Annotated in this window: 20 protein-coding genes; 13 read left to right on the top strand and 7 right to left on the bottom strand. The window is 72.7% G+C overall.

Going from position 1 to position 23,562, the window contains the following annotated elements; genetic code table 11:
• Nucleotides 1-16 precede the first annotated feature (16 nt).
• Nucleotides 17-751 (bottom strand): CTP synthase C-terminal region-related (seleno)protein, encoded by a 735-nt coding sequence (locus tag ACZ7NC_RS18885; RefSeq protein ID WP_471489624.1) that lies wholly within the window; start codon nt 749-751, stop codon nt 17-19.
• A 94-nt stretch (nt 752-845) separates the two neighbouring features.
• Between ACZ7NC_RS18885 and ACZ7NC_RS18880 the strand changes: the two genes are divergently transcribed.
• The 5 genes from ACZ7NC_RS18880 (at nt 846) to ACZ7NC_RS18860 (ending at nt 5,379) form a co-directional block, all read left to right on the top strand.
• Nucleotides 846-1,712: a LysR family transcriptional regulator gene (locus ACZ7NC_RS18880; protein WP_471489622.1), complete on the top strand. Its 867-nt coding sequence runs from the start codon at nt 846-848 to the stop codon at nt 1,710-1,712.
• A 139-nt stretch (nt 1,713-1,851) separates the two neighbouring features.
• Entirely contained in the window at nt 1,852-2,436 is a 585-nt protein-coding gene (locus tag ACZ7NC_RS18875) for a PDZ domain-containing protein (RefSeq protein ID WP_471489620.1), read from the top strand.
• A 71-nt stretch (nt 2,437-2,507) separates the two neighbouring features.
• Nucleotides 2,508-3,128: a LysE family translocator gene (locus ACZ7NC_RS18870; protein WP_471489618.1), complete on the top strand. Its 621-nt coding sequence runs from the start codon at nt 2,508-2,510 to the stop codon at nt 3,126-3,128.
• A 104-nt stretch (nt 3,129-3,232) separates the two neighbouring features.
• Complete coding sequence (locus ACZ7NC_RS18865; protein WP_471489616.1) at nt 3,233-4,360, top strand: aminopeptidase P family protein; 1,128 nt, start codon at nt 3,233-3,235, stop codon at nt 4,358-4,360.
• Between the two features lie 71 nt (nt 4,361-4,431).
• Complete coding sequence (locus tag ACZ7NC_RS18860; RefSeq protein WP_471489614.1) at nt 4,432-5,379, top strand: aminoglycoside phosphotransferase family protein; 948 nt, start codon at nt 4,432-4,434, stop codon at nt 5,377-5,379.
• Between the two features lie 62 nt (nt 5,380-5,441).
• Here ACZ7NC_RS18860 and treZ read toward each other — a convergent pair whose 3' ends face one another.
• Nucleotides 5,442-7,187 (bottom strand): malto-oligosyltrehalose trehalohydrolase, encoded by a 1,746-nt coding sequence (gene treZ, locus ACZ7NC_RS18855; protein WP_471489613.1) that lies wholly within the window; start codon nt 7,185-7,187, stop codon nt 5,442-5,444.
• A 185-nt stretch (nt 7,188-7,372) separates the two neighbouring features.
• On the opposite strand from treZ, the gene ACZ7NC_RS18850 reads away from it, so the two are divergent.
• The 3 genes from ACZ7NC_RS18850 (at nt 7,373) to ACZ7NC_RS18840 (ending at nt 9,842) form a co-directional block, all read left to right on the top strand.
• On the top strand, nt 7,373-7,924 hold the full coding sequence (locus tag ACZ7NC_RS18850) for an FHA domain-containing protein (RefSeq protein WP_471489611.1): 552 nt from the start codon (nt 7,373-7,375) through the stop codon (nt 7,922-7,924).
• A 137-nt stretch (nt 7,925-8,061) separates the two neighbouring features.
• On the top strand, nt 8,062-9,432 hold the full coding sequence (locus ACZ7NC_RS18845; RefSeq protein WP_471489609.1) for a M14 family zinc carboxypeptidase: 1,371 nt from the start codon (nt 8,062-8,064) through the stop codon (nt 9,430-9,432).
• On the top strand, nt 9,429-9,842 hold the full coding sequence (locus ACZ7NC_RS18840; RefSeq protein ID WP_471489607.1) for an SSI family serine proteinase inhibitor: 414 nt from the start codon (nt 9,429-9,431) through the stop codon (nt 9,840-9,842). The genes ACZ7NC_RS18845 and ACZ7NC_RS18840 overlap by 4 nt, the downstream gene beginning before the upstream one ends.
• 95 nt (nt 9,843-9,937) lie before the next feature.
• On the opposite strand, the gene ACZ7NC_RS18835 is transcribed toward ACZ7NC_RS18840, so the two are convergent.
• Nucleotides 9,938-11,188 (bottom strand): M14 family zinc carboxypeptidase, encoded by a 1,251-nt coding sequence (locus ACZ7NC_RS18835; protein WP_471489605.1) that lies wholly within the window; start codon nt 11,186-11,188, stop codon nt 9,938-9,940.
• A gap of 345 nt (nt 11,189-11,533) precedes the next feature.
• Nucleotides 11,534-13,897, bottom strand: coding sequence for a malto-oligosyltrehalose synthase (treY, locus tag ACZ7NC_RS18830; RefSeq protein ID WP_471489603.1), 2,364 nt, complete (start codon nt 13,895-13,897; stop codon nt 11,534-11,536).
• Nucleotides 13,898-13,989: 92 nt separating this feature from the next.
• Between treY and ACZ7NC_RS18825 the strand changes: the two genes are divergently transcribed.
• Nucleotides 13,990-15,309, top strand: coding sequence for an MFS transporter (locus tag ACZ7NC_RS18825; protein WP_471489601.1), 1,320 nt, complete (start codon nt 13,990-13,992; stop codon nt 15,307-15,309).
• Here ACZ7NC_RS18825 and glgX read toward each other — a convergent pair.
• Nucleotides 15,306-17,432: a glycogen debranching protein GlgX gene (gene glgX, locus ACZ7NC_RS18820; protein WP_471489599.1), complete on the bottom strand. Its 2,127-nt coding sequence runs from the start codon at nt 17,430-17,432 to the stop codon at nt 15,306-15,308. The two genes, ACZ7NC_RS18825 and glgX, sit on opposite strands and share 4 nt — an antisense overlap.
• A gap of 181 nt (nt 17,433-17,613) precedes the next feature.
• Between glgX and ACZ7NC_RS18815 the strand changes: the two genes are divergently transcribed.
• The 4 genes from ACZ7NC_RS18815 (at nt 17,614) to ACZ7NC_RS18800 (ending at nt 22,056) form a co-directional block, all read left to right on the top strand.
• Nucleotides 17,614-18,429, top strand: coding sequence for a Tat pathway signal sequence domain protein (locus ACZ7NC_RS18815; RefSeq protein ID WP_471489597.1), 816 nt, complete (start codon nt 17,614-17,616; stop codon nt 18,427-18,429).
• Nucleotides 18,430-18,529: 100 nt separating this feature from the next.
• The gene (locus ACZ7NC_RS18810; protein ID WP_471489595.1) at nt 18,530-19,846 is read left to right on the top strand and encodes a copper amine oxidase; all 1,317 of its coding nucleotides are present in this window, start codon (nt 18,530-18,532) and stop codon (nt 19,844-19,846) included.
• 102 nt (nt 19,847-19,948) lie between these two features.
• Complete coding sequence (locus ACZ7NC_RS18805; protein ID WP_471489721.1) at nt 19,949-21,187, top strand: SAV2148 family HEPN domain-containing protein; 1,239 nt, start codon at nt 19,949-19,951, stop codon at nt 21,185-21,187.
• A gap of 131 nt (nt 21,188-21,318) precedes the next feature.
• On the top strand, nt 21,319-22,056 hold the full coding sequence (locus tag ACZ7NC_RS18800; RefSeq protein WP_471489593.1) for an exonuclease domain-containing protein: 738 nt from the start codon (nt 21,319-21,321) through the stop codon (nt 22,054-22,056).
• Nucleotides 22,057-22,084: 28 nt separating this feature from the next.
• Here ACZ7NC_RS18800 and ACZ7NC_RS18795 read toward each other — a convergent pair whose 3' ends face one another.
• Together ACZ7NC_RS18795 and ACZ7NC_RS18790 are read right to left on the bottom strand one after the other, a co-directional pair.
• Nucleotides 22,085-22,597, bottom strand: a complete 513-nt coding sequence (locus ACZ7NC_RS18795) for a YbaK/EbsC family protein (protein ID WP_471489591.1) — start codon at nt 22,595-22,597, stop codon at nt 22,085-22,087.
• Nucleotides 22,552-23,562, bottom strand: a complete 1,011-nt coding sequence (locus ACZ7NC_RS18790) for a DMT family transporter (RefSeq protein WP_471489589.1) — start codon at nt 23,560-23,562, stop codon at nt 22,552-22,554. The genes ACZ7NC_RS18795 and ACZ7NC_RS18790 overlap by 46 nt, the downstream gene beginning before the upstream one ends.

Here is a 23,562-nt window from a genome sequence, read left to right as displayed (position 1 = left end):
GTGGCGGTGCCGCGCATCACGCGCGCGTAGCGGCCTTCCGCGCCGCGTGCTCGACCGCGGCTCGCGCCAGCGCCCGGACGACCGGGTGCGGGCGCGAGCCGTCGCCGGACAGCTCCGGCTGGAAGAGCGAGGCCAGGAAGAAGGAATGGCCGGGCAGTTCGGCGATCCGCACATGACCGTCCTCGTCGTACCCGGTGAAGCGCAGTCCGTGCGCGCGCAAGGTGTCGAGGTGGCGCGAGGGGCCGTACGCGCAGAAGTACCGCTCGACGGTCCGCTCCGAGCCGATCGCGGCCTGGGCGAGCGAACCGGGCTCGATCCGTACGACCGCCTCGTGACCGACCAGCGAGCAGGCGAGGGGTTCGATGAGGAAATCGTCGGCGTCGGGGTCGTTCTCGGCGTGGGCGACCCCGGTCAGCCCGCACACATGACGCGCGTACTCGAGAAGCGCGTGCTGGAAGCCCCCGCAGGTGCCGAGGAAGGGGATCCCCTCCTCGCGCGCGGTGCGGATCGCCGACAGCACACCCGCCTCGCTGCGGTACGGGCTGCCCGGCAGCACCCACACGGCGTCGAACCCGCACACCGCGTCGTCGGCCTCCGCGTCCCGCGAGGGGATCCAGTAGGCGTCGAGGACGAGCCGGTCGCGTTCGGCGAGAGCGTCCAGCAGGAGCGGCACGCGCGTGTGCGAGGCGACGTTGGGGGAGCGATCCCCGACCAGGGCGAGCTTGGCCGTCCGAGCGGCGGTGTTCGTCATGGGCTCATCCTGGGCGCGGCCCCGAGTTCACGTCCAACGATGATTTCTGCATGCTCGATAAGCGTGGCTGATGCGGTACGGGATGCTGTCGCCCATGGACCCGCATCTGCTGCGCACCTATGTCACCGTCGCCCGTCTCGCCTCGTTCTCCGAGGCCGCACGCGAACTGGGCTACACCCAGTCGGCGGTGTCCCAGCACATCGCCGCGCTCGAACAGGACCTCGGCGCCCCCCTGCTCACCCGCCGCCCCGTAGCGCCCACGGCGGCCGGTGAGCGGCTCCTCGAACACGCGGGCCCGTTGCTGCTGCGCCTGGAGGCGGCCCGCGCGGACGTCGTACGGATGGCGACCGCGCCCGACCACGGACTGACGCTCGCGACATCGCCGACCGCGCTCGGCCCCCAAGTCCTCGCCGCGCTCCCGGCATCCGGGGTGACGCTGTGCGTGCTTCCCCGTGCCGAGGTCCCCGCGGCCGTCGCCACCGGCACGGCGGACCTCGGCCTGTTCGACGGACTGGCCGCCCCCAGCGACCCGCTGCGACTGCCCGACGTGGCACCGCTGACCACACACGGCGTGGCGGAGGAGCCGGCCTGTGTCCTCCTGCCCGACACGCATCCGCTCGCCCGCCGCCCCGGCCTGCGCCTCGGCGACCTGGCCGACGCCCGCTGGCTCGACGCCCCCGACACGGCCCTGCCGCTCGCCCACCTCCGCGCCGCGAACGGCGGCCACGGCTTCCGCCCCGCCCTGCGCTACGACGGCACCGACGTCCGCACCCTCACCGCCCTCGCGGCCGCCGGCCACGGCCTGGCCCTGCTGCCGCACTCGGCGGCCACCGGAGTGCCCGGCACGGTCGCCGTACCGGTCACGCAACCGCGTGTCGTACACCGCACGGAACTGGTGTACGCGGGGGCACCCGGGGGAGCGGCGGCGATCGTCGCGGGGGCGCTGGCCGAGCGGGCGTGAGGCGGGCCGGGCACCCTCTCCGACGTGGTGTTCTCGCCGTGACGCCGATGCTTCCCGCTTCTGACCACCGGTCAGTCTCACTCGTTCGTGGCTCGTTGTGCGCCGGTGCGCGGGGTAGTCACCAGCCGGAGGCGATCCGATGGAACAGACCGCGTTGCGACCCAAGCCGATGCCTGGTCAGGGGCCAGGTGACGATCCCACGTCCGGCCCCGGCGGACGGCGTCCGCACGCCGCGCCCCGGCGGCGCGCCCGACGGCTCACGACCCTGTTGTGCGCCCTGCTGGCCGGGCTGGTCCTGGTTCTGGCCGGGGTCGGACTCGGCACGCTGGGCGCCACGGTGATCGGCATGAGCAGACTCGCCGAGTTGCAGCGGCAGACAGGACAGGGCGCCCCCGCGGGCCCGGCGAAGTCGGCAGCTCCGGAGTCCCCGGCCCCGACCACCTCCCCGTCGCCCGCCGTCGTCGCGACCCTCGGCGTGGAGGCCGTGGACGCCGAGAAGCCGGGTGCCCTGGTCGTCGGCGTCCACGTCCCGGGCCCGGGGTACACGGCCGGGCTGGTCCGGGGCGACGTACTCCTCGCGTTCGGCAGGACCCGAGTCGACTCGGCCGCCGACCTCGCGCGAGCCGTCGCCGGGTCCCGTCCCGGCGACCAGGTCACCCTGACGGTGCGCCACCGCAGCGGCGGCTACCAGCAGCTGACGGCGGTCCCGGGCGTCGTCGTCTGAGCCCCCCGCGGCCCTGCGGGAGTCCGCGAAAACCACTGGTCACCTCCCGCCGACAGGGTCACGATGGCCCCATGCCGACCACTCTCATCGCCTTCCTGGGGGCCTGCACCCTCGTCGCCGCCTCGCCCGGCCCGAGCACGGTACTGATCATCAAGCAGTCCCTGCACAGCAGACGTTCCGGCTTCCTGACCGTGCTGGGCAACGAGACCGGTGTCTTCATCTGGGGAGTCGTCGCGGCGCTCGGCCTGACCGCGCTGCTGACGGCCTCCGAGGTGGCGTACGACGTGATCCGCGTCGTCGGCGCGGTCGTGCTCGTCGGCTTCGGCATCCAGGCCCTGCGGCAGGCGCGCCGCGCCAAGGGCGCCGAGGAGGGCGCATGGGAGGTCACCCACAAGAGCGGCTGGGCCTCCTACCGGGGCGGGCTGCTGCTCAACCTCGCCAACCCCAAGGCGGCCGTCTTCGCGATGTCCTTCCTGCCGCAGTTCGTGCCGCAGGGCGCCCCGCACCTGCCGGCCATGGTCGGCCTCGCCGCGCTCTGGGCGGTCTACGAAGTCGGCTACTACGGCCTGTACGTCTGGTTCGTCGGCCGGCTGAAGTCCGTGCTGTCCCGCGCGGGCGTCCGCCGGCGCCTGGAGCAGGTCTCCGGAGGGGTGCTGCTGCTCCTCGGCGTCCGCATGGCGCTGGAAGGCTGAGCCGTGCCGGAGCCGTGCGAAAGTCCCGCCGACCGGCTCGCGCCGCCCCCTGCGTCCGGGCAGGATGCTGCCCGTAGTCCTTTCACGCGCCCAGGGAGGCCCGGATGACCGGCACCGCACCCGCGCCCTTCACCGCCGACGACTACCGGGCCCGTATGGGGCGTGCCGCGCGGACCGCCGCCGACGCGGGCCTGGCCGGACTCCTGGTGGCGCCCGGCCCGGACCTGGTCTGGCTCACCGGCTACGCGCCCACCGCCGAGACCGAGCGGCTCACTCTGCTGGTCCTCGTCCCCGGCCGGGACCCCGTGCTCGTGGTCCCCGCCCTCGAGGCCCCGGACGCCGCCAAGGCCACCGGCGCGCCCGGACTGACCCTGCGCGACTGGACCGACGGCAAGGACCCCTACGCCGCCACCGCCGCCCTCCTCGACGGCAGCGGCCGCTTCGGCATCAGCGACAACGCCTGGGCGATGCACCTGCTGGCCCTGCAGAAGGCGCTGCCGGGGACCTCGTACGCCTCCCTCACCGACGCCCTGCCGATGCTGCGCGCCGTCAAGGACGCCGCCGAGCTGGAGCTGCTGACGGCCGCGGGCGCGGCCGCCGACGCGACGTTCGAGGAGATCCGGAAGGTTCCCTTCGGCGGCCGCCGCGAGTCCGAGGTCGCCGCCGACCTCGCCCACCTGCTGCGCCGCTTCGGCCACTCCCAGGTCGACTTCACCATCGTCGCTTCCGGCCCGAACGGCGCCAACCCGCACCACGAGGTCGGCGACCGCGTGATCGAACGCGGTGACATGGTCGTCCTCGACTTCGGCGGCCTAAAGGACGGCTACGGCTCGGACACCTCCCGCACGGTCCACGTCGGCGAACCCACCGACGAGGAGCGCAGGGTCCATGACCTGGTGCGCGAGGCCCAGGAGGCGGGGTTTCGCGCCGTACGGCCCGGCGTCGCGTGCCAGGAGGTCGACCGGGCGGCCCGCGCGGTCATCGGTGACGCCGGGTACGGCGAGTACTTCATCCACCGCACCGGGCACGGCATCGGCGTCACCACGCACGAGCCGCCGTACATGATCGAGGGCGAGGAGCAGCCCCTCGTGCCCGGCATGTGCTTCTCGGTGGAGCCCGGCGTCTATCTGCCCGGCCGTTTCGGTGTGCGGATCGAGGACATCGTGACCGTCACCGAGGACGGCGGCAGGCGCCTGAACGACACGACCCGCGAGCTGGTCATAGTCGACTGACCGCCGACCGACCCGGCGCAAGGAGCCCCCGCAGACCCCGGCACAGACCCCCGAGCGACTACGGCGCGACCATGACCCAGGCACCGACACCCACCGCGGACACCGTCCGCCGACTGGTCCGTTCCCTGCTCAAGGACGGCGTGTCCGACTCGGCCGGACCCGAGGTCCGGCCCGCCGCCCCGGGCGCCGAACCCGCCACCTGGTGGATCGGCACCCGCCATGTGCTGCGCCTCGCCCCCGACCGCGAGGCCGCCGCCCGCCAGCGCCGCGAACTGCGCCTGCGTGACCTCGTCCGTACGCACATCCCGGTCGCGGTGCCGACGAGCGTGGCGTACGGCGAGTGGGCGCCGGGGCTGACCTACACCCTGGACACCAAGGTCCCCGGCGGATCGGGCGCGCGGCACGACGTCTCCGCCGTCGGCGAGGCCGACCTGGCCGGACTGCTCACGGGGCTGCGCGAGGTCCCGGTACGGCAGGCCGAGACCCTCGGCGTGCCGCGCGCCGCGCCGCGCTCCCTGGAGGCACTGCGCCGGACCGCCGAACACGCCGCCGCCCGCCTCGCCGACGCGGACGAGTTCGACGCCGCCCGGCTGCGCCAGCTCACCCAGCCGGCCGCCGTCCAGCTCGCGGCCCAGCCCGGCACCGCCGTCCTCGTCCACCACGGCCTCACCGGCGACCACCTCGTCGTCAGCGCCGACGGCCGGGTGCGCGGCGTCCTCGGCTGGGCCGACACCGTGCTCGGCGACCCCGCCGAGGACATCGCAGGCCTCGCCCGTGCCGTCGGCTCCCCGGCCGCCGTCCGCGCGGCCACCCTCGCCGGCTACGGCGCCCGCCCCTGCCTGCGCGGCCTCTGGCTCGCCCGCTGCGACACGCTCGTCCACCTCGCGGACCGCCTCGACGGCGAGGGCGGGACCCCGCTCCCGTCGCTGCGGGGACAGCTCCGCCACGCGTGGGAGGCGATCCTGCTGGAGCGCGTCACGGAGCTGAGGGAGGACGACGGGGACGAGGAGCTCCAGTAGCTCCCAACAGCTCCCCGCGTCACCCCTGGGCCTCCGCCGTCACCCCTGCGCGCCCCTTGAGCTCACCCCTGCAACAGCACCACGGCCGACTCCCCGGGCACCTGCAGCACCCCGTCGGCCCCCGGCGACTCCACGGGCTCCCACGCCGCCAGTACGGCAGCCTTGCGCGGCCCCAGCGGGATCGCGGCCGGCTCCCCGGCGAGGTTGACGGCCACGCGTACGTCGCCGCGCCGGAAGGCGAGCCAGCGCTGCTGCTCGTCGTAGGCCACCTTGGTGTCGGCGAGGTCGGGATCGGTGAGGTCGGGCTGCTCGTGCCGCAGGGCGATGAGGCGGCGGTACCAGGCGAGCACGCGCGCGTGGGGCTCGCCGTCGAGCTCGGACCAGTCGAGGCAGGAGCGGTCCCGGGTCGCCGGGTCCTGCGGGTCGGGCACGTCCTTCTCGGCCCAGCCGTGCGCCGCGAACTCCCGCCGTCTGCCCCGCCGTACCGCGTCGGCGAGCTCCGGGTCGGTGTGGTCGGTGAAGAACTGCCAGGGTGTGCCCGCGGCCCACTCCTCGCCCATGAACAGCATCGGCGTGAAGGGCGCGGTCAGCATCAGCGTGGCCGCGCAGGCCAGCAGACCGGGGGAGAGGAGGGCCGCGAGCCGGTCGCCCTGGGCCCGGTTGCCCACCTGGTCGTGCGTCTGGCCGTACCCGAGGAGGCGGTGCGCGGCGACGCGCGCACGGTCCAGGGGGCGCCCGTGGCCGCGGCCCCGGAAGGTCGAGTACGTGCCGTCGTGGAAGTAGCCGCCGGTGAGGGTCTTGGCGAGGCCCGCCAAGGGGGCGCGCGCGAAGTCGGCGTAGTAGCCCTGGGACTCGCCGGTCAGCGCGGTGTGCAGGGTGTGGTGGAAGTCGTCGTTCCACTGCGCGTGCAGACCGAGGCCGCCCTCCTCGCGCGCGGTGATGAGCCGAGGGTCGTTCCGGTCCGACTCCGCGATCAGGGACAGCGGCCGGCCGACGTCGGCGGAGAGGGCGTCGACGGCCGTCGACAACTCCTCCAGGAAGTGGCACGCGCGCGTGTCCACCAGAGCGTGCACCGCGTCCAGGCGAAGCCCGTCGATCCGGTAGTCCCGCAGCCAGGCCAGCGCGCTCTGCACCAGGAACGAGCGGACCTCGTCCGAGCCGGGCGCGTCCAGGTTGACGGCGGCACCCCAGGGCGTCTGGTGCGTGTCCGTGAGGTAGGGACCGAAGGCCGGCAGATAGTTCCCGGAGGGGCCGAAGTGGTTGTGCACCACGTCGAGGAGCACGCCGAGGCCCAGCTCGTGCGCCCGGTCGACGAAGCGTTTCAGCGCCTCGGGCCCGCCGTACGGCTCGTGCACGGCCCACAGCGAGACGCCCTCGTATCCCCAGCCGTGCCGCCCCGGGAAGGGGTTCACGGGCATCAACTCGACGTGGGTGACTCCCAGTTCGGCGAGATGCCCGAGCCGTCCGGCCGCCGCGTCCAGCGTGCCCTCAGGCGTGTACGTGCCCACGTGCAGCTCGTACAGCACCGCACCGGGCAGGGCCCTGCCCGCCCACTCCGTACGCCACTCATAGCGCCCGTGGTCGACGACCGCGCTCAGCCCGTCCGGGCCGTCCGGTTGCCGGCGCGAGCGCGGATCGGGCAGCACCGGGCCGTCGTCGAGTGCGAAGCCGTACCGGCTGCCGTCCCGCGCCTCCGCCTCCCCCCACCACCATCCCGCGCGATCGGGATCGCGCTCCAACGCGCGCGTGACACCCTCGCAATGGAGCGTCACACGGTCGGCCTGCGGTGCCCACACCTCGAACTGCACGGACGGTTCCCCTTCGTCTGCTCACCGTGATGTAGCCCGTCCATGGTGCTTCAAACGAGATCAATCCGCTTTTGAATCTTCCCTTTCGCGGCGGGTGTCGCCGGGAGTTCCGTCGATCACGTGCGTGTGGTGGCCGTTGCGCCGTTTTCTGGACACCCGGGGTCCACTGACCGACAATCAGCACCGTGACGTCGTCCTTCGAGTTCAACACGTACCCCGCGCGGCTCTCCGACGCGGAGCGCGACAAGGCGCTGAAGGTGCTGCGTGACGGCGTCGCCATGGGCCGGCTGTCCCATGACACGTTCGTGCGCCGGATGGAACTCGCCCTGGCCGCCCGCCGCGCGGACGAGCTCGCCGTGCTCACCGCCGACCTGCCCTCCGAGAGCCGGCTCTCGCGTCTGGTGTTCGGCACCGTCGAGGCGGTCTCCGGCTTCACCGTACGGCTGCGCAGGGCGTGGCAGGCCGAGCGGCTGCCCAAGCTGCTGCTGCCGCACGCCGCGTCCGGTCATCCGCTGCGCATAGGCCGCGACCCCGCCAACGGGCTGCGGCTGACCCACGAGACGGTCTCCCGGGTGCACGCCGAGCTCAGTCACCAGGGCGGTCTGTGGGTCCTGCGCGACCTCGGCTCCACCAACGGCACCACGGTGAACGGGCGACGCGTCGTCGGCGCCGTCGTGGTCCGCGAGGGCGACCAGATCGGCTTCGGCCGGATGTCGTTCCGGCTCGCCGCGCACTGAGCCGAACCTCGGCTCCGGCCCTGGCCCATGTGGAGCCCCGATGCAAGTCCCTTTGCCTTTCGCGGTGTTGACGTACTGGTCAACTCGTGACTGACTGTGCGTACACCATGCACACCAGGTGAATCGACGGCACCACATTGTGGAGGTGTGCCCTGCCGCCACTCCTCCGCTACCCGACCGTCGACGAGCTCGGCGCCCGGGCGGCCGCGCTCGTCGCCCGCCGCCCCCGTGAGACGCGACTGCGCCGGGTCGGGACGTCCCGCGCGGGCACGCCCCTGTGGCTGCTGTCCGTCGGCCACGGCAGCCGCCAGGCCCTTGTCGTGGCCGGCCCGCACGCCAACGAGCCGGTGGGCGGAGGCACCGTGCTGCGGCTGGCCGAACGGGTCCTCGCCGACCCGCGTCTGCACGAGGGCGCCGACGCCACCTGGAACCTGCTGCTGTGCCTCGACCCCGACGGCCTGCGCCGCAACGAGGGCTGGCTGCGCGGCCCGTACGCCCTCGGCGGCTACTTCCGGCACTTCTTCCGGCCCGGCTTCCTGGAACAGCCCGAATGGCTGCCCGACGGCGCGGACGCCGCCACGCTGCCCGAGACCCGCACCCTGCTCGAAGTCCAGGACGAACTGCGGCCCTTTCTCCAGTGCTCGCTGCACGGCGTCGACGTCGGCGGCGGCTTCGTCGAGCTGACCCACGACCTGCCCGGCCTCGCCCAGCGCGTCGCGCACTGCGCCGCCCGCCTCGGCATCCCGCGCGAACTCGGTCCCTACGACACCCTGTACTGGCCGGAACTGGGGCCCGCCGTCTACCGGATCCCCAGGCCGCGCCGGGGCGACCTCACCGCCGCCATCACCGAGGCGGCCGTCGAGTCGACGTGGTTCCATCCGCACCGGCACGGCACGGTCACGGCGGTCGTCGAGGCCCCCATGTGGGGTGTGGCGGCCGTGGAGGACGCTGCCCCGCACGTTGATGAGGAAACGGTCCTGCGCACGGTGAGCCACACCCTGCGCCACGACGCCCGCCTCCTGGAACGGCTGCTGGAGCGCCTGCGGCCCCACCTTCCCGCCGGACCGGAGACGGCCCGGCTGCTCGCCCCGGTCGACGACTATTTACTGGTCTGCCCGGGGCTCGCCGACACCTGGGACCCCGATGTCCAGGACCCCGTCGGCGCCCACCCCCTTCCCCCGCTCAGCACCGCCCACCTGGCCGCCCTGCGGATAGCCGGACGGCGTCTCGCCCTGCGGACCGCCGGGCTGCTCCACCAGCTGGTGACCGCAGCAGGGCGCGATCCGGCCGGGGTGCTGCCGGAGCTGGATCGCCGGCTCGACGAGTGGTGCGACGACTACCGCGACGGCTGCGGAGCCCGCTGGATACCGGTCGCGCGTCAGGTGGAGTACCAGGCGCGGGTGGTGCTCGCCGCGTTCGAACTCGCCGGACGGCACGCGCCCGCGTGCTCCCGTTCGGGTGAGTCGGGGTGGAATGCCGAAGCCGCCGTGCCGATACACCGGGAATGACCCGACGCATCACAGCGGTACGAGGCGGCCTCCTCGCGGCGGCCGCCGCCCTCGCCCTCGGCATGACCACGCCCCCGGCGACGGCACACGACCCCGACCCCGCCAACTGGCTCTTCGTCACGGTCACCCACGGCGACGGCGACCGCACCGAAGCGCCCGGCAGACTGCTGCTGTGCGACCCGCCCAGGGGCCACAACAAGGCGGCCGAGGCCTGCGCCGACCTCGACCGGGTGGGCGGTGACATCAGCCGGCTCCAGCGCAAGGACGCCTTCTGCCCGATGATCTACGCGCCGGTGACCGCCCACGCGCGCGGGGAGTGGAACGGTCACCCGATCGAGTACCGGGAGACGTTCTCGAACGGCTGCGGGATGGCGGCACGTACGGGGGCGGTGTTCGCGCTGGACGGCTGATGCCGTGCGGCAGGGCCGCGTTTCACGACACGCGGCCGTACGCGCGCGTGGTGGCGTCTGGCCGTACGCACGCGCGCGCGTACGGCGGCGCCGGCTCAGGCCGCCCGCTCGCGTGCGTGCATCGCCGCCGCCACGACCGTGCGGGACTGGTGCTCGACCTGGTGCTCCAGGGGAACCCAGCGGGCGCGGAAGCGTTCGGCGAAGGCGTCGCTCCAGGTCGCCACCAGGTGTTCGAGACGCGCGGCCCCTCGGTCGTCTCTCTCGTGCAGGACGCGCAGCAGCATGGCCGCCGCGCGCAGCGGCAGCCGCCGCCCGAAGGCGTCCACGCTCCCGACGTAGGCCATGGTGTTGTCGGCGGGCGGTGTGTGCGTCCAGTCGGCGGCCAGCCCCGGCACCACCTCCAGCGCCCACTTCGCGGCCCGCAGCAGGGGCCCGTCGACGCCGTCCAGCCGGGGGAGCGCCTCGGTGAGCACCCCCTCCACCTCCAGCGCGTCCCGCAGCAGCCGGGCCCCCAGCCGTCGCATCGCCCCGGCCGGGTCGGGATGCGGAGCCGGGTCGTCCACCAGGTCGCTCGCCCACATCGGCACCTCGACGACCGCGGTCAGCCCGCCGTACCGGTGCACGTGGTACCAGGTGCTGTTGCGTGCGTCGTCCGGCATGCTCGGATAGGCCGCTCCCGCGCCCGGCGCCGGCATCACATGCACCCCGGGTCCGGCCGCGGGCCAGCCCGCCGCGTCCGAGGCGCCGGTCTCCACCGGGATGTGCAGCTCGGCCGCGGACTTCGCGAAGGGTTCGGCGAGTCCGGGGACGTCCTTGGTCAACTGCACCCAGCTGCCGCCCAGATCGGTGCCGTGCAGGGTCACCTGGATGTAGGGCCGCAGCTCGTCGATGACCCGGGTCAGCGCGCGTGTCTCGGGCGGCAGCCGGCCCGGCGGGAGCGCGGCCGGTGCCCACTCGGGCTGCTCCGCGGCAGCGGGCCGGAAGAAGCCGAGGTGGTAGTCGAGCAGGCTGCGGGGCGCCGGGGTGACGTGCAGGCTCGCCCCGTCGGGATCCGCGCACAGCAGGAAGTGCCAGGAGATGTCGGCCCGCAACTCCTGCTCGCGCAGGACCCTTTCGGCGACCGCGAGGAGGGTGGGGCCGCCCGTCGGTTCGTTGGCGTGCGCGCCCGCCACCACCAGGACCGCGCGTCGCGCATGGCCGATGGACAGCAGGTGAAGGGGTCTGCCCGCCCGGGAGGCCCCCACCTGTCTCAGCGTGCACAGTCCCGGTCGGTGAGCGGCCAGTGCGCGGGCGGACAGCACCAGTTCGGCAGGCGTGGGGTAGCGCAGCTCCGGCAGGAGACTCACCCCCGTCACATCCGCCCGGCTTCGCAATCCGCAGTACCCCATGGTCTGGTTTACCTGTCAAGGACTTCACGGGGGAGGCTCCCGGGGGCGCCCAGATGCATTGACCGCCGACGGGTAGCGGCACTTGGCGTCAGCGGGAGTGCGGGGTCCGTTCCGCCGGGGTGTCGCACACCCTTGTCCTGCCCTGATGGACACCGGGCGCCTCGGACATGAAGCGGCCCCGTCGCTCATCACCACACGCCGGCCGCCGTGCACAAGCCCCAGGAGTGTGCGCGGGCCCGAGCCGGTCGCGGGCGCGGTCCGACGGCGCGCGGGAAAGCCGTACGCGCCGGAAGTGCGCTCGGCTCACACCGCCTCCTCCCCGCCGACCCGCTCCAGCAGCGCCACCGGCAGCCGCGCGAAGAGCTCCTCCACGCGCGCGTGGCCGATGAACTCCCGCTCCGGAGCCAGCACATCGGCCCACCGCCCGGGCGGCAGCGGCAACAGCGTCTCGCGCCAGCCGCCCGACCGCGCCAGCCGCAGCGACAGCCGCGTCACGGCGGTGACCACCTGCCCGGATCGTACGAAGGCCACACAGTGGGCGCCCGCGGGACCCTCCGCGGGCAAGGGCGTGTACGACGCCGAGTCACCGAACACCTCGGGCCGCCGCCCGCGCAGCCGTAGCGCCGCCGCCGTCACCGCGCCCTTCTCGCCGGGGTCCGGGTGCGGGAAGCCCACGGCCCGGCGGTTGTCCGGGTCCACCAGGGCCCGGTACTCGCCCTCCGTGCCCTGGTAGATGTCCGGCACGCCCGGCATCGTCAGCTGGGCCAGGGCCATGCCCAGCATGTTGGCCCGGATGTGCGGCTCCAGACCGCTGCGGAAGGCGGCCACACGCTCACCCGGCGCCCCGCACGGCCCCGCGGCGACGAACGCCGCCACCGCCTCCTCGTACGGCGGCTCCTGCTCGGTCCAGCTGGTGAACAGCCCGGCCTCGCGGACATGCTTCAGCAGCGCCTCCCGGACGCGCTCCACGTCCGCCTCGCCCAGCCCGAACACCGTCTGCCAGGCGGCCCACGCCAGTTGCGCGTCCGGTACGCCCTCGCCGTCGACGGTCGCCTCGGCCAGGACGTCGGCCCAGCGCTCCGGGCACTCGGTCAGCACGGCCAGCGCGGCCCGTACATCGGCACTGCGCTTGGTGTCGTGCGTCGAGGCCACCGTCCCGGTCGCGGGCCAGTCGCGCTGCACGCGCGCGCAGTACGCGTGGAAGGCCTCCGGCGAGATCGCGGGGCTGCCCGGATTCCCGCCCACCTCGGTCGCCGACAGCAGGGGCACATAGCGGTAGAACGCCGTGTCCTCCACCGACTTGGCCCGCAGCGCCGACGCCGTCTGCGCGAACCGGGTCCGGAACTCCACATGCTCCGGCCCGTCCCCGGCCCGCCCGAGCACCAACTCCCGCACGACGTCGACCGCACCTGCCTCCTCGGGCACGACGAAGGCCAGCCGCGCCTGTGCCGCGGCCTCCTCGGTGACCACACGGGCCGCGTCACCGGGGCCGTACGGCCGGTAGACCTCCAGCCGGACGAGGAGTTCCTGGAGCGCCGTGCGCAGCGCCCAGGGCGCCCGGTCGCGCAGTGCGGGCTCCGGGGACGTGGCGCACACGCGGTGCGCGACCCGTGTCAGCCGGTCGATCTCCGCGGCCAGCTCGTGGGTGAGGACCTTGTACGCCGCCCGCCGTACCGTCGCCTCCCAGTCGCCGCCCCGGTCCGTCTGCGGGGCCGCGAACCGCCGGTACTGGCCGAGGAGTTCGCCGAACCCCGCCGGGTCGGTGAACAGGCCGTCGATGTGCCGCAGGGCGTCGTAGCCGGTGGTGCCCGCGACGGGCCAGGAGGCCGGCAGATGCTCCCCGTCCGACAGGATCTTCTCCACCACCGTCCAGCGCCCCCCGGTCGCCTCGTGCAGCCGCCGGAGATAGCCGTCGGGGTCGGCGAGGCCGTCGGGATGGTCGATGCGCAGCCCGTCGATCACGCCCTCATGGAGAAGCTGGAGGATCTTCGCGTGGGTGGCCTCGAACACCTCCGGGTCCTCGACCCGCACCCCGATCAGCTCCGAGATGCTGAAGAACCGCCGGTAGTTGAGCTCCGTGCGGGCCAGCCGCCACCACACCGGCCGGTACCACTGCGCGTCCAGGAGCTGCGGCAGCGGCAGTTCCCCGGTGCCCTCCCGCAGCGGGAACACATGGTCGTAGTACCGCAGGACGTCGCCGTCGACCTCCAGGCGGCCGAGTTCCTCGCCCAGCGGGCGCCCCAGCACCGGCAGCAGCACCTGGCCGCCCTGCGCCTCCCAGTCGATGTCGAACCAGCGCGCGTACGGCGACTTGGGGCCCTCGCGCAGCACCTCCCACAGGGCGTGGTTGTGGCGCGGGGCCATGGCCATGTGGTTCGGCACGATGTCCAGCACGAGCCCCAGACCGTGCTCCCGCGCGGTGCGCGCCAGCGCGCGCAGCCCCTCCTCGCCGCCCAGTTCCTCGCGCACGCGCGCGTGGTCCACGACGTCATAGCCGTGGCCCGATCCGGGGACCGCCTCCAGGACGGGGGACAGATGCAGATGTGAGACGCCGAGCGAGGCCAGGTACGGCACGGCCGCCGCGGCGGCCCCGAACGGGAACGCGGGCTGCAGCTGGAGTCGGTAGGTGGCGGTCGGCACCGTCGGGTCGGGTCGCTCAGGTGTCATGGAAACCTACGTACCCGCCCTGGCGTCCTTCGTGTCATCGTCCCCTCCACGTGGGCCCACGCGCGTGCCTAGCTTCGAGCGATGAGGAAGCGATGAGGAAGCGGGCGAGCACGGCACGACGTGGCGCTTCGGCGACCTACCGCGAGGTCATCGGCCTGACCGGGCCACTGCTGCCGGTCATGTCCTTCCTGGCCCGGCTGCCGACCGCGACCATCCAGTTCGGCAGCGTGCTACTGGTCGCGCGGACCAGCGGCTCCCTCGCGGCGGCCGGGCTGACCGGCGGCGCGCTCGCCCTCGGTCAGGTGGCCTGCGGCCCGCTGGTGGGCCGACTCGCCGACCGGCACGGCCAGCGGGCGGTCGTGCTCGTCTTCTGCCTCGCCAACGCCCTAGCGGTCACCGGGCTGGTCGCCGGTGCGCTCACGGGGCTGCCGACGCCGGCGCTGGCCCTGCTCGGGGCGGCGGCCGGAGCCACCGTGCCGCAGATCGGGCCCATGGCCCGGGCGCGTCTGGTCGCGCTCGCCCGCCGGGCCGGAGCTCGCGAGAGCACGGTGGGCGCCGCGCTCTCCTTCGAGAGCACCCTGGACGAGATCTCCTTCGTCCTGGGACCGGCCCTGGTGGGCCTTGCGGCGGTGACGGCGCATCCGGGGTACGCCCTGGGCGGTGCGGCGGCACTGGTCGCAGCCTGCGGAACCGGCTTCGCGCTGCACCGGACCGGCGCGGTACCGACGACGTCGCAGCAACGACGAGCCGGCCGCGGCCCGACGACGCAGGGACGACGAGACACCCCCGCCTCGGCCCGCGTCCCCCGCGCCATCCACCCCCTCCGGGCCGCCCTCGCCCTCCAGGGCGCCATGTTCGGTGCCTGCCAGGCCGGGATCACCGCCCTGACCGAGCGCCTCGGACAGCCGGACCAGGCGGGGCTCGTCTACGCCGCCATGGGAGTGATGAGCGCCGTCGCGGGCCTCTCCATGGCTGCCGTGCCGACCCACGTCGGGCTGAGCGCACGCTGGCGGGCGGCCACCGCCGCCGCGTTCGCGCTGTCCCTGCCCCTGCTGTGGGCCGACGGCCTCCCCGCCCTCTACGCCACCGTCACCGTCCTCGGCGTCGCCTACGCCCCGCATCTGATCACGGTGTTCGGGCTCACCGAGCGCGTGGTGCCGCCCGCGCGGCTCGCCGAAGCGATGGCGGTGGCGACGAGCGCGCTGGTCGGCGGACAGGCGCTGGCGGTCGCCGGCGCCGGCCGCCTCGCCGAGTCGTACGGCCCCGCGGCGGCCTTCGGGGCGGCGAGCCTCGCCGCGGCGCTCGCCTGTCTGATCGCGCTGACGGTACGTCCGGGGTCGTACCCCGGACGCACCGCCGAGAGCCACCGCCACGCGCGCGTGCCCGAGCAACCACCGAGCCCCTCGCTCTAGACCGGCCGTTGCAGCACCGTCATGCTCCGGTCCACCAGCGTCAGCCGGTCTCCGTCCGTCACCTTCTGGCCCTCGCCGGGCGGGACTCCGTCCGCGCGGGCGGTGTCGACCACGACCTGCCACTGCCGGCCATGGTTGACGGGCACCACGAAGTCAAGTGTTTTCGGCGAGGCGTTGAACATCAGCAGGAACGAGTCGTCGCTGATCCGCTCCCCGCGCGCGCCCGGTTCGGAGATCGCGTTGCCGTTGAGGAACACGGTCAGCGCCGACGCCCGCGCCGAGTCCCAGTCCTCCTGGGTCATCTCACGGCCCTCCGGAGTGAACCAGGCGATGTCCGACAGCTCGTCATGGGTGCCCTCCACGGGCCGTCCGTGGAAGAAGCGGCGCCTGCGGAAGACGGGATGGTCCTTGCGCAGCCACACCATCGCGCGCGCGAAGGCCGGCAGCCCGCCGTCGTCCTCGCCCTCCTCGCCGGGGATCGGCCAGTTCACCCAGGCGAGTTCGTTGTCCTGGCAGTACGCGTTGTTGTTGCCGCGCTGGGTGCGCCCGAACTCGTCGCCGTGGCTGATCATCGGCACGCCCTGGGACAGCATCAGCGTGGCGACGAAGTTGCGCATCTGGCGGGCGCGCAGCTCCAGGACGTCCGGGTCGTCGGTCTCGCCCTCCGCGCCGCAGTTCCAGGAGCGGTTGTGGCTCTCGCCGTCGCGGTTGTCCTCGCCGTTGGCGTGGTTGTGCTTGTCGTTGTACGACACCAGGTCGTGCAGGGTGAACCCGTCGTGGCAGGTGACGAAGTTGATGGAGGCCAGCGGACGCCGCCCGTCGTCCTGGTAGAGGTCGGACGAGCCCGTCAGCCGGGAGGCGAACTCCCCCACCGCGCGCGGTTCGCCGCGCCACAGATCCCGTACGGTGTCGCGGTACTTGCCGTTCCACTCGGTCCACAGCGGCGGGAAGTTGCCCACCTGGTAACCGCCCTCGCCCACGTCCCACGGCTCGGCGATCAGCTTCACCTGGGAGACCACCGGATCCTGCTGCACCAGGTCGAAGAACGACGACAGCCGGTCCACCTCGTGGAACTGCCGGGCCAGGGTGGCCGCGAGGTCGAAGCGGAAGCCGTCGACGTGCATCTCGGTGACCCAGTAGCGCAGCGAGTCCATGATCAGCTGGAGGACGTGCGGGGACCGCATCAGCAGCGAGTTGCCGGTCCCGGTGGTGTCCATGTAGTAGCGCGGGTCGTCCGTCAGGCGGTAGTACTGCGGGTTGTCCAGGCCCCGGAAGGACAGCGTGGGGCCCAGGTGGTTGCCCTCCGCGGTGTGGTTGTAGACCACGTCGAGGATGACCTCGATGCCGGCCTCGTGCAGCGCCCGCACCGCGGACTTGAACTCCAGGACCTGCTGGCCGCGGTCGCCCCAGGAGGCGTACGCGTTGTGCGGGGCGAAGAAGCCGATGGTGTTGTAGCCCCAGTAGTTGTTCAGGCCCATGTCGACCAGGCGGTGGTCGTTGACGAACTGGTGGACCGGCATCAGCTCCAGCGCCGTCACGCCCAGCTCGGTGAGGTGCTCGATGATCGCCGGGTGGGCGAGGGCGGCGTAGGTGCCGCGCAGTTCCTCGGGGAGCCCCGGGTGCAGCATCGTCAGGCCCTTCACATGGGCCTCGTAGATCACCGTGTGGTGGTACTCCGTGCGCGGCCGCCGGTCGTCGCCCCAGTCGAAGTACGGGTTGACCACGACCGACGACATCGTGTGCGGTGCCGAGTCGAGGTCGTTGCGCCGGTCGGGTTCGTCGAAGTGGTAGCCGTACACCTCCTCGCCCCAGCGGATCGAGCCGCTGATCGCCTTGGCGTACGGGTCGAGCAGCAGCTTCGCGGAATTGCAGCGCAGCCCGCGCTCGGGGGCGTACGGGCCGTGCACCCGGAAGCCGTACCGCTGTCCCGGCATGACACCCGGCACATACGCGTGCCGTACGAAGGCGTCACTCTCGCGCAGTTCCACCGCCGTCTCCGAGCCGTCGTCGTGCAGCAGACACAGCTCTACTCGGTCCGCGGCCTCCGAGAAGACCGCGAAATTCGTGCCGGCGCCGTCGTAGGTGGCACCGAGTGGATATGCCTCTCCAGGCCAGACCTGCATGGACACGACTCTTTCAGCTGGAGCGCGCCGTCGGGGGCGCCTTGGCGTCGAGTCTCCCCGAAAGTGATGGAACCACCTATGACTTAGGTCCCTCTTACCGGTCGACCAGTGCATACGCGGTATGCCGAACCAGTGGGGCAAACACATACTCCCGGGGACGTACGGGGAGTAGGGGGAAGATGTGCGCAAGATAGTGCACCGCCATCTGGGCAAGGTGGTGGCAGGTGCGGCCATCGCGGTGGCGGGGACGGCCGTGATGGTCGGAATCACCCTGCCGGGGACGGCGGGGGCCGACGAAACGGGAGGGAACAGCAGCGGTCGGTCCGCCCAGCAGGCGGCCGAGGAACAGGGAGCCGGCGCGGTGCCGCCGGGCGTCGTCGAGCAGGCCCCGAGCGAGGGTGACAAGGGCACGGGCAACGACCCGCTGACCGACGACGAGATGGACCGGGCCGCCAAGCTCGCGGCGAGCCCGCAGCTGCGCAGCGCCTTCGAGGACGTCGAGGGCGACCGCGGTCCGCAGCGCGTCGGCGTCGACCTCGCCGAGCCGGAGTCCGGCGAGTCGGACGACCCGAGCGCACCGCGCCGCGCCGAGGTGACGTTCTACGACTACAAGGCCGACGCGCTCGTCACCAGGACCGTCAACCTGGACACCGGCAAGGTCGAGCAGACCGTCACCGAGCACGGCGTCCAGCCGCCGCTGAGCCGCGCCGAGTACACGGAGGCGGCGAAGATCATGCTCGCCGACCCGCTCGGCGCCGGCATGAAGGCGGACTTCAAGGACGCCACCGGCAAGGAGCTCACCTCCCCGGACCAGCTGCTGCTCAACGGCGCCGTGTACCGGGCCGCTCCGGGCGCCCAGCCCGCCGTACTCGACAAGTGCGGCGAGCACCGGTGCGTGCGGCTGTTCCCGAAGGTCAAGAACGGGCCCTGGATCGACGCCCGGTCCTTCGTGATCGACCTGAGCGCCCGCAAGGTCGCCAAGCTCGACATGGGCTGAGCCGCACTCGGTTCACTTTTCCAACTCGCACGTCACGTACTGACACCTCACGTACTGACACCTCACGTACTTGCACCTCCTGTAAGGGAGTCACTTCTTCATGCGCGTGAACAGAAACAGCCGTGCCCGCAGGGGCGCCGCCGTCGGCCTGTCCCTGGCCGCGTTGGCCGCCGGCGCGACGACCGGTGCGGGCACCGCCTCCGCCCAGCCGAAGAACGCCCCGGCGCCGGCCGCCGAGTGCAGCGCGGCGTACCGCATCGAGCAGAAGCTCACCGGCGGCACGACCTGGCGGATGTGCTGGCGCTACGACGGCAAGGCCGGGCTGGTCCTGGAGAAAATCTCCTACCAGCCCAAGGGCGAGACCAAGCCGATCAAGGTGCTCAACAGCGCCCGGCTCGGCCAGATCCACGTCCCGTACGACGACGGAAGCGTCGAGTACGACGACCTGACGGGCTTCGGCTTCGCCCAGGGTCTGATGACCCTGAACCCGGCCGAGTGCCCCGGCGGCACGATCAAGACCGTCAAGGTCCCCGAGGCCTGGGATCCGGCGAACCAGAACGTCAAGGGCCTGTGCACCACGACCCGCGCGCGTGGGCACGCCTACCGCATGCAGGGCGACACCGCGAACAAGGTCTACCAGGCCCAGGGCAAGGACCTGCTCGTCTACACGGTCAACCAGGTCGGCTGGTACGAGTACATGACCGAGTGGCGCTTCCAGGACGACGGCACGGTCACCATGAACGTGGGCGCGACCGGAAGCCTGTCGTACGACGACTACGACGCCGGCGACGGCCGCGGCTGGCCCATCGGCAAGGGCGACCGGGCCAAGGCCACCAGCCACAGCCACAACGTCTTCTGGCGCCTCGACTTCGGCCTTGACGGCTCCACCAAGAACCGTGTCGAGCAGTACGACTCGACCGTCACCGCGCCCACCGCCGGTGACCGCGCCCCGAAGACCAAGACCGGTGTCACCAAGGTCGGCAAGGAGCTCTCGGGCGACGCCAAGGCCTACCGCTGGTGGCGCATGGTCAGCGCGACCGGCAAGAACAAGGACGGCCACGCACGCTCGTACGAGATCGTGCCCGGCGCCACCACCAAGTACCCGGGCCGCAGCTTCACCAAGCACGACGTGTACTTCACCGAGTACGACAAGTGCGAGAAGTTCGCCACCGACAACCCCGGTTGCGGCAACGGCCACCCCAAGTCGGTCGACAAGTGGGTCGGCGGCCAGAACCTCACGCACCCGATCACCTGGATGAACGTGGGCTTCCACCACATAGCCCGGGACGAGGACCAGCAGCCCATGCCCGTCCACTGGCAGGGATTCTCCATCGTCCCGCGGGATGTGACGGCTATGAATCCGCTCACTCCGAGTGAGCTCGCCTGGCAGAACGGGCACTGGAATCCGCGCAGTTGAGAAACGACCCGGCCATCCGGCTGCACCGCCTGCCGCTCCCGGAGTACCCTTCCTTGATCGTTGGGACGGGAAGTGCTCGGGGGAGCGGAAGGCGGTGCGCGGGTGGGCTCGGGAGGGCTGGAGTTGCCCCCTGGTGACGAGGGTCACGAGGGGAACTCCACAGAGGTCCCGCCCGGCACGGTGTCCCTGGCGAGGCCGATGGAGACCAACTCCATCGGCCCGGAGCTGGACTGGGACACCGACGCCTGGCGCGAGGTGCGTACGCGCGCCCAGCGAGCCGGCCGGGCATACATCTGGCTGAACCTCGTCGAACAGCGGCTGCGCGCGGTCGTGGCCGCTGTGCTGCGCCCCATCTACGAACCCGTCCACGGCGACGACTGGGTGGTCGCGGCGGCCGGACCGGCCGGCCAGGAGTGGGTGCAGCGCGCGGTCGCCGTACGCGAAGTGAGCCGCCGCAAGGGCTACTTGCTGGACCCGGCCGACGACAACGTCCTCAGCTTCCTGACGCTGCCGCAGCTGCGCGAGCTGATGGTGCAGCACTGGCCGTGCTTCGAGCCGTACGTCGACGACCGCCGGGACGTCGAACTCGCTCTGGACGAGCTCGAAGTGAGCCGGAACGTCGTCTCGCGCAACCGGGCCCTGTCCGAGGCCGTCCTCAACCAGGCCGAACGGGCCTCCGCACGCCTGCTGGAGATCCTCGGCACGGGCGGCGACGTACCGTCGGCGCGCCGGCTGCCCATCGACGCAGTCGAGGACCTGGTCGGCGACCGCTACGCCGATGTGGTCGCCGTGCACTCCGACCGGGTACGGCTGCTGCGCCAGTTCCCGGCCGAGGACATCTTCGGCGGCGCACGCCGGCTCGACGCCATCGGCATCGGCCTCAACCTGCTGGTGCAGAACTTCTCCGGGCGACGCCTGGTGCGCCTCGCCGAGTCCGGGTGCCGGATGCGGCTGCTGTTCCTGAACCCGGCCTCCAGCGCGGTCAAGCGGCGCGAGCGTGAACTCGGCATCAAGCGGGGCGAGCTGAGCCGCGCGGTCGAGATGAACATCCTGCACATGCGCCGGGTGCGGTCCCGGCTGCGTGACCCCGGTGCCTTCGAGATCCAGGTCTTCGACGAGACACCCCGCTTCACGGCCTACCTGGTGGACGGCGACGGCGCGGACGGCATCGCGGTCGTACAGACCTATCTGCGGCGGATGCGCGGTCTGGAGGCGCCGGTCCTGGTGCTGCGCAACGGTAGCAAGGTGGTCAAGTCGGACGAGATCGACGAAGGCGGGCTCTTTCCGACGTATCGCGAGGAGTTCGAACTGATGTGGGCGGATTCGCGGCCGGTGTCCTGAACTGTCTTCCCGTTCGGGCGGGTCCGGCAGGTGTTCCCGCCGCCCAAGCGGAATGCGGTCCTCTGATTGTCAGTGGCCCATGGGAAGGTGGAGACCACTGGGGGAACGCACCACAAGAAGGGGGACCGCCCATGGGCTGGCACCGTGAGCTGCTGATCGGCTTCGACCTGGAGACGACCGGCACCGATCCGCGACAGGCGCGCATCGTGACGGGGGCCGTGATCGAGGTCAAGGACGGGCAGCCCCTGGGGCACAAGGAGTGGCTGGCGGATCCGGGCGTGGAGATCCCGGCGGACGCGGTCGCGGTCCACGGCATCAGCAACGAGCGCGCGGCCGCCGAGGGCCGCCCCGCCGACCAGGTGGCGGACGCCATCGCGGACGTCCTCGTCGGCTACTGGAAGACGGGCGTGCCGGTCGTCGCCTACAACGCGGCCTTCGACCTGAGCCTGCTCACCGCGGAACTGCGCCGGTACGGACTGCCGTCCCTGCGCGACCGCCTCGGCGGCTCGGACCCCGCTCCGGTCATCGACCCGTACACCATCGACCGCTGGGCCGACCGCTACCGCCGCGGCAAGCGCAACCTGGAGGCGGTCTGCCGGGAGTACGGCATCGCCCTCGACTCCGCGCACGACGCCTCCGCCGACGCCCTCGCCGCGGCCCGGCTCGCCGGCGCGATAGCCGTCCGCCACCCCAAGATCGCGGCCCTCGGCCCGGCGGAGCTGCACCGCCGTCAGATCGAGTGGTACGCCGAGTGGGCGGCGGACTTCCAGAGCTTCCTGCGCCGCAAGGGCGACGCGACGGCGGTGGTCGACGGGACATGGCCGCTCAGGGAGCCGGCGGGGGAGACGGTGGCGGGCGAGACGGTCTGAGTCCCGGCGAGGTCAGCCGAGCTCTCCGTCACACCTGTGCCGGTGTCGCGATGCGCTCGATCCGCGGCTTGGCCAGCCGTTCGTAGTCGGCCCCCGAGACGAGCAGTGAGCGGTCGAGCCGCGCGGCGTTGAAGTACAGCTTCGGCTGGGCCACCACGTCCGGATCGGCGACGACTTCGAGGTCGGCGTCGAAGCTGAACGGCAGGACGGTGCCGGGCACGGTCCGGGCCAGTCGCTCGGCGGTCTCCGCGTCGCTGAAGCCGACATAGCGCGCGTCGAACAGCGCCCGGACGGCGTCCAGGTCGACCCGCCGGTCCCCGGGCACGACCGCGAGGACGTGGCGTGTGGTGCGACGGTCCATCTTGACCCGCAGCACGATGCACTTCGCGGCCTCGGAGGCCGGGTGGCCGCGCAGGGCGCAGACGGCTTCGGTGCTGCCCTCGGGCTCGTGGTCGAGCAGGCGGTAGTCGACGGAGGAGGAGTCGAGCAGGGAGATCAGCTGGTCGTAAGTGTCGTACGTGCCGTGGGCGGGCTCGGACATGCGGAGTCCTTACTGAGGGCTGAGGTTGGGGCGGGTGCGGGGGCCGGGGCGCCGGCGTGGGCCGAGGGGAGCGGGAGTTCTGGTGCGCTGCGATGAGCCCGCTCCACCGCCTGGCCCCAGTAGGTGCCGGCGACCATCAGGGCCGCCCCGACACCGGTGAGCGGGGTGAGGTGCTCGCCGCCAAAGGCCACGCCCACCGCGACGGCCCACACCGGTTCGGTGCCCAGCAGCAGGCTGGCCCGGCTGGCGGAGGTGCGCTGCACGGCCCAGGTCTGGACCAGGAAGGCGAACACGCTGCAGAACACGGCGAGATAGAGGAGCTGGGCCCAGGTCGCCGGGTCCGCACGGACCAGCGTCGGCAGGTCGAGGGCCGCGACCGGCAGGAACAGGGCGGTGCCGACGAGGGTCTGCACGGTCGTCAGGTGCAGCGGCCGGATCGCCCGCCCCGAGGTGCAGCGGCCGACGAGGGCGACATGCACGGCGCGGATCAGCGCGGCGCCGAGCATCAGCAGGTCACCGAGCCGGGGCGCGTGGAAGCCGTTGCCGGACATCAGAAGCCCGACGGCCAGGACGCACACACCGGTCGCGGCGAAGAAGGAGGGAGGCAGTGCGCCGCGGTGGCCGCCGCGGTCGAGGAGCGGGGTGAGGACGATGGTCAGGCTGATGATGAGGCCGGCGTTGGCGGCGCTGGTGTGGGCGACGCCGTAGGTCTCCACGACCAGGACCACGGCCTGCGTCACCCCCAGGGGCACACCGGTCCGTAGTTCGTCACGCGTCCACAGCCGCGACCCGCGCCGCCGGGAGGCGATCAGACCGAGGCAGGTGACGGCCGACAGGGCGTAGCGGGCGAACAGCACGAGCAGGACGGGCAGCGCGGCCGTGGCCGTCTGGGCGGACAGATAGCTGGAACCCCAGACGAGCGCGACAAGGAGGAGTACCGCATCGGTACGGCGGACGTCGGACAT

The sequence above is a fragment of the Streptomyces sp. NPDC111802 genome (assembly GCF_055634335.1).
Note: the sequence above shows the minus strand (reverse complement) of the source record. Positions and strands in the feature narration are given on the sequence as shown.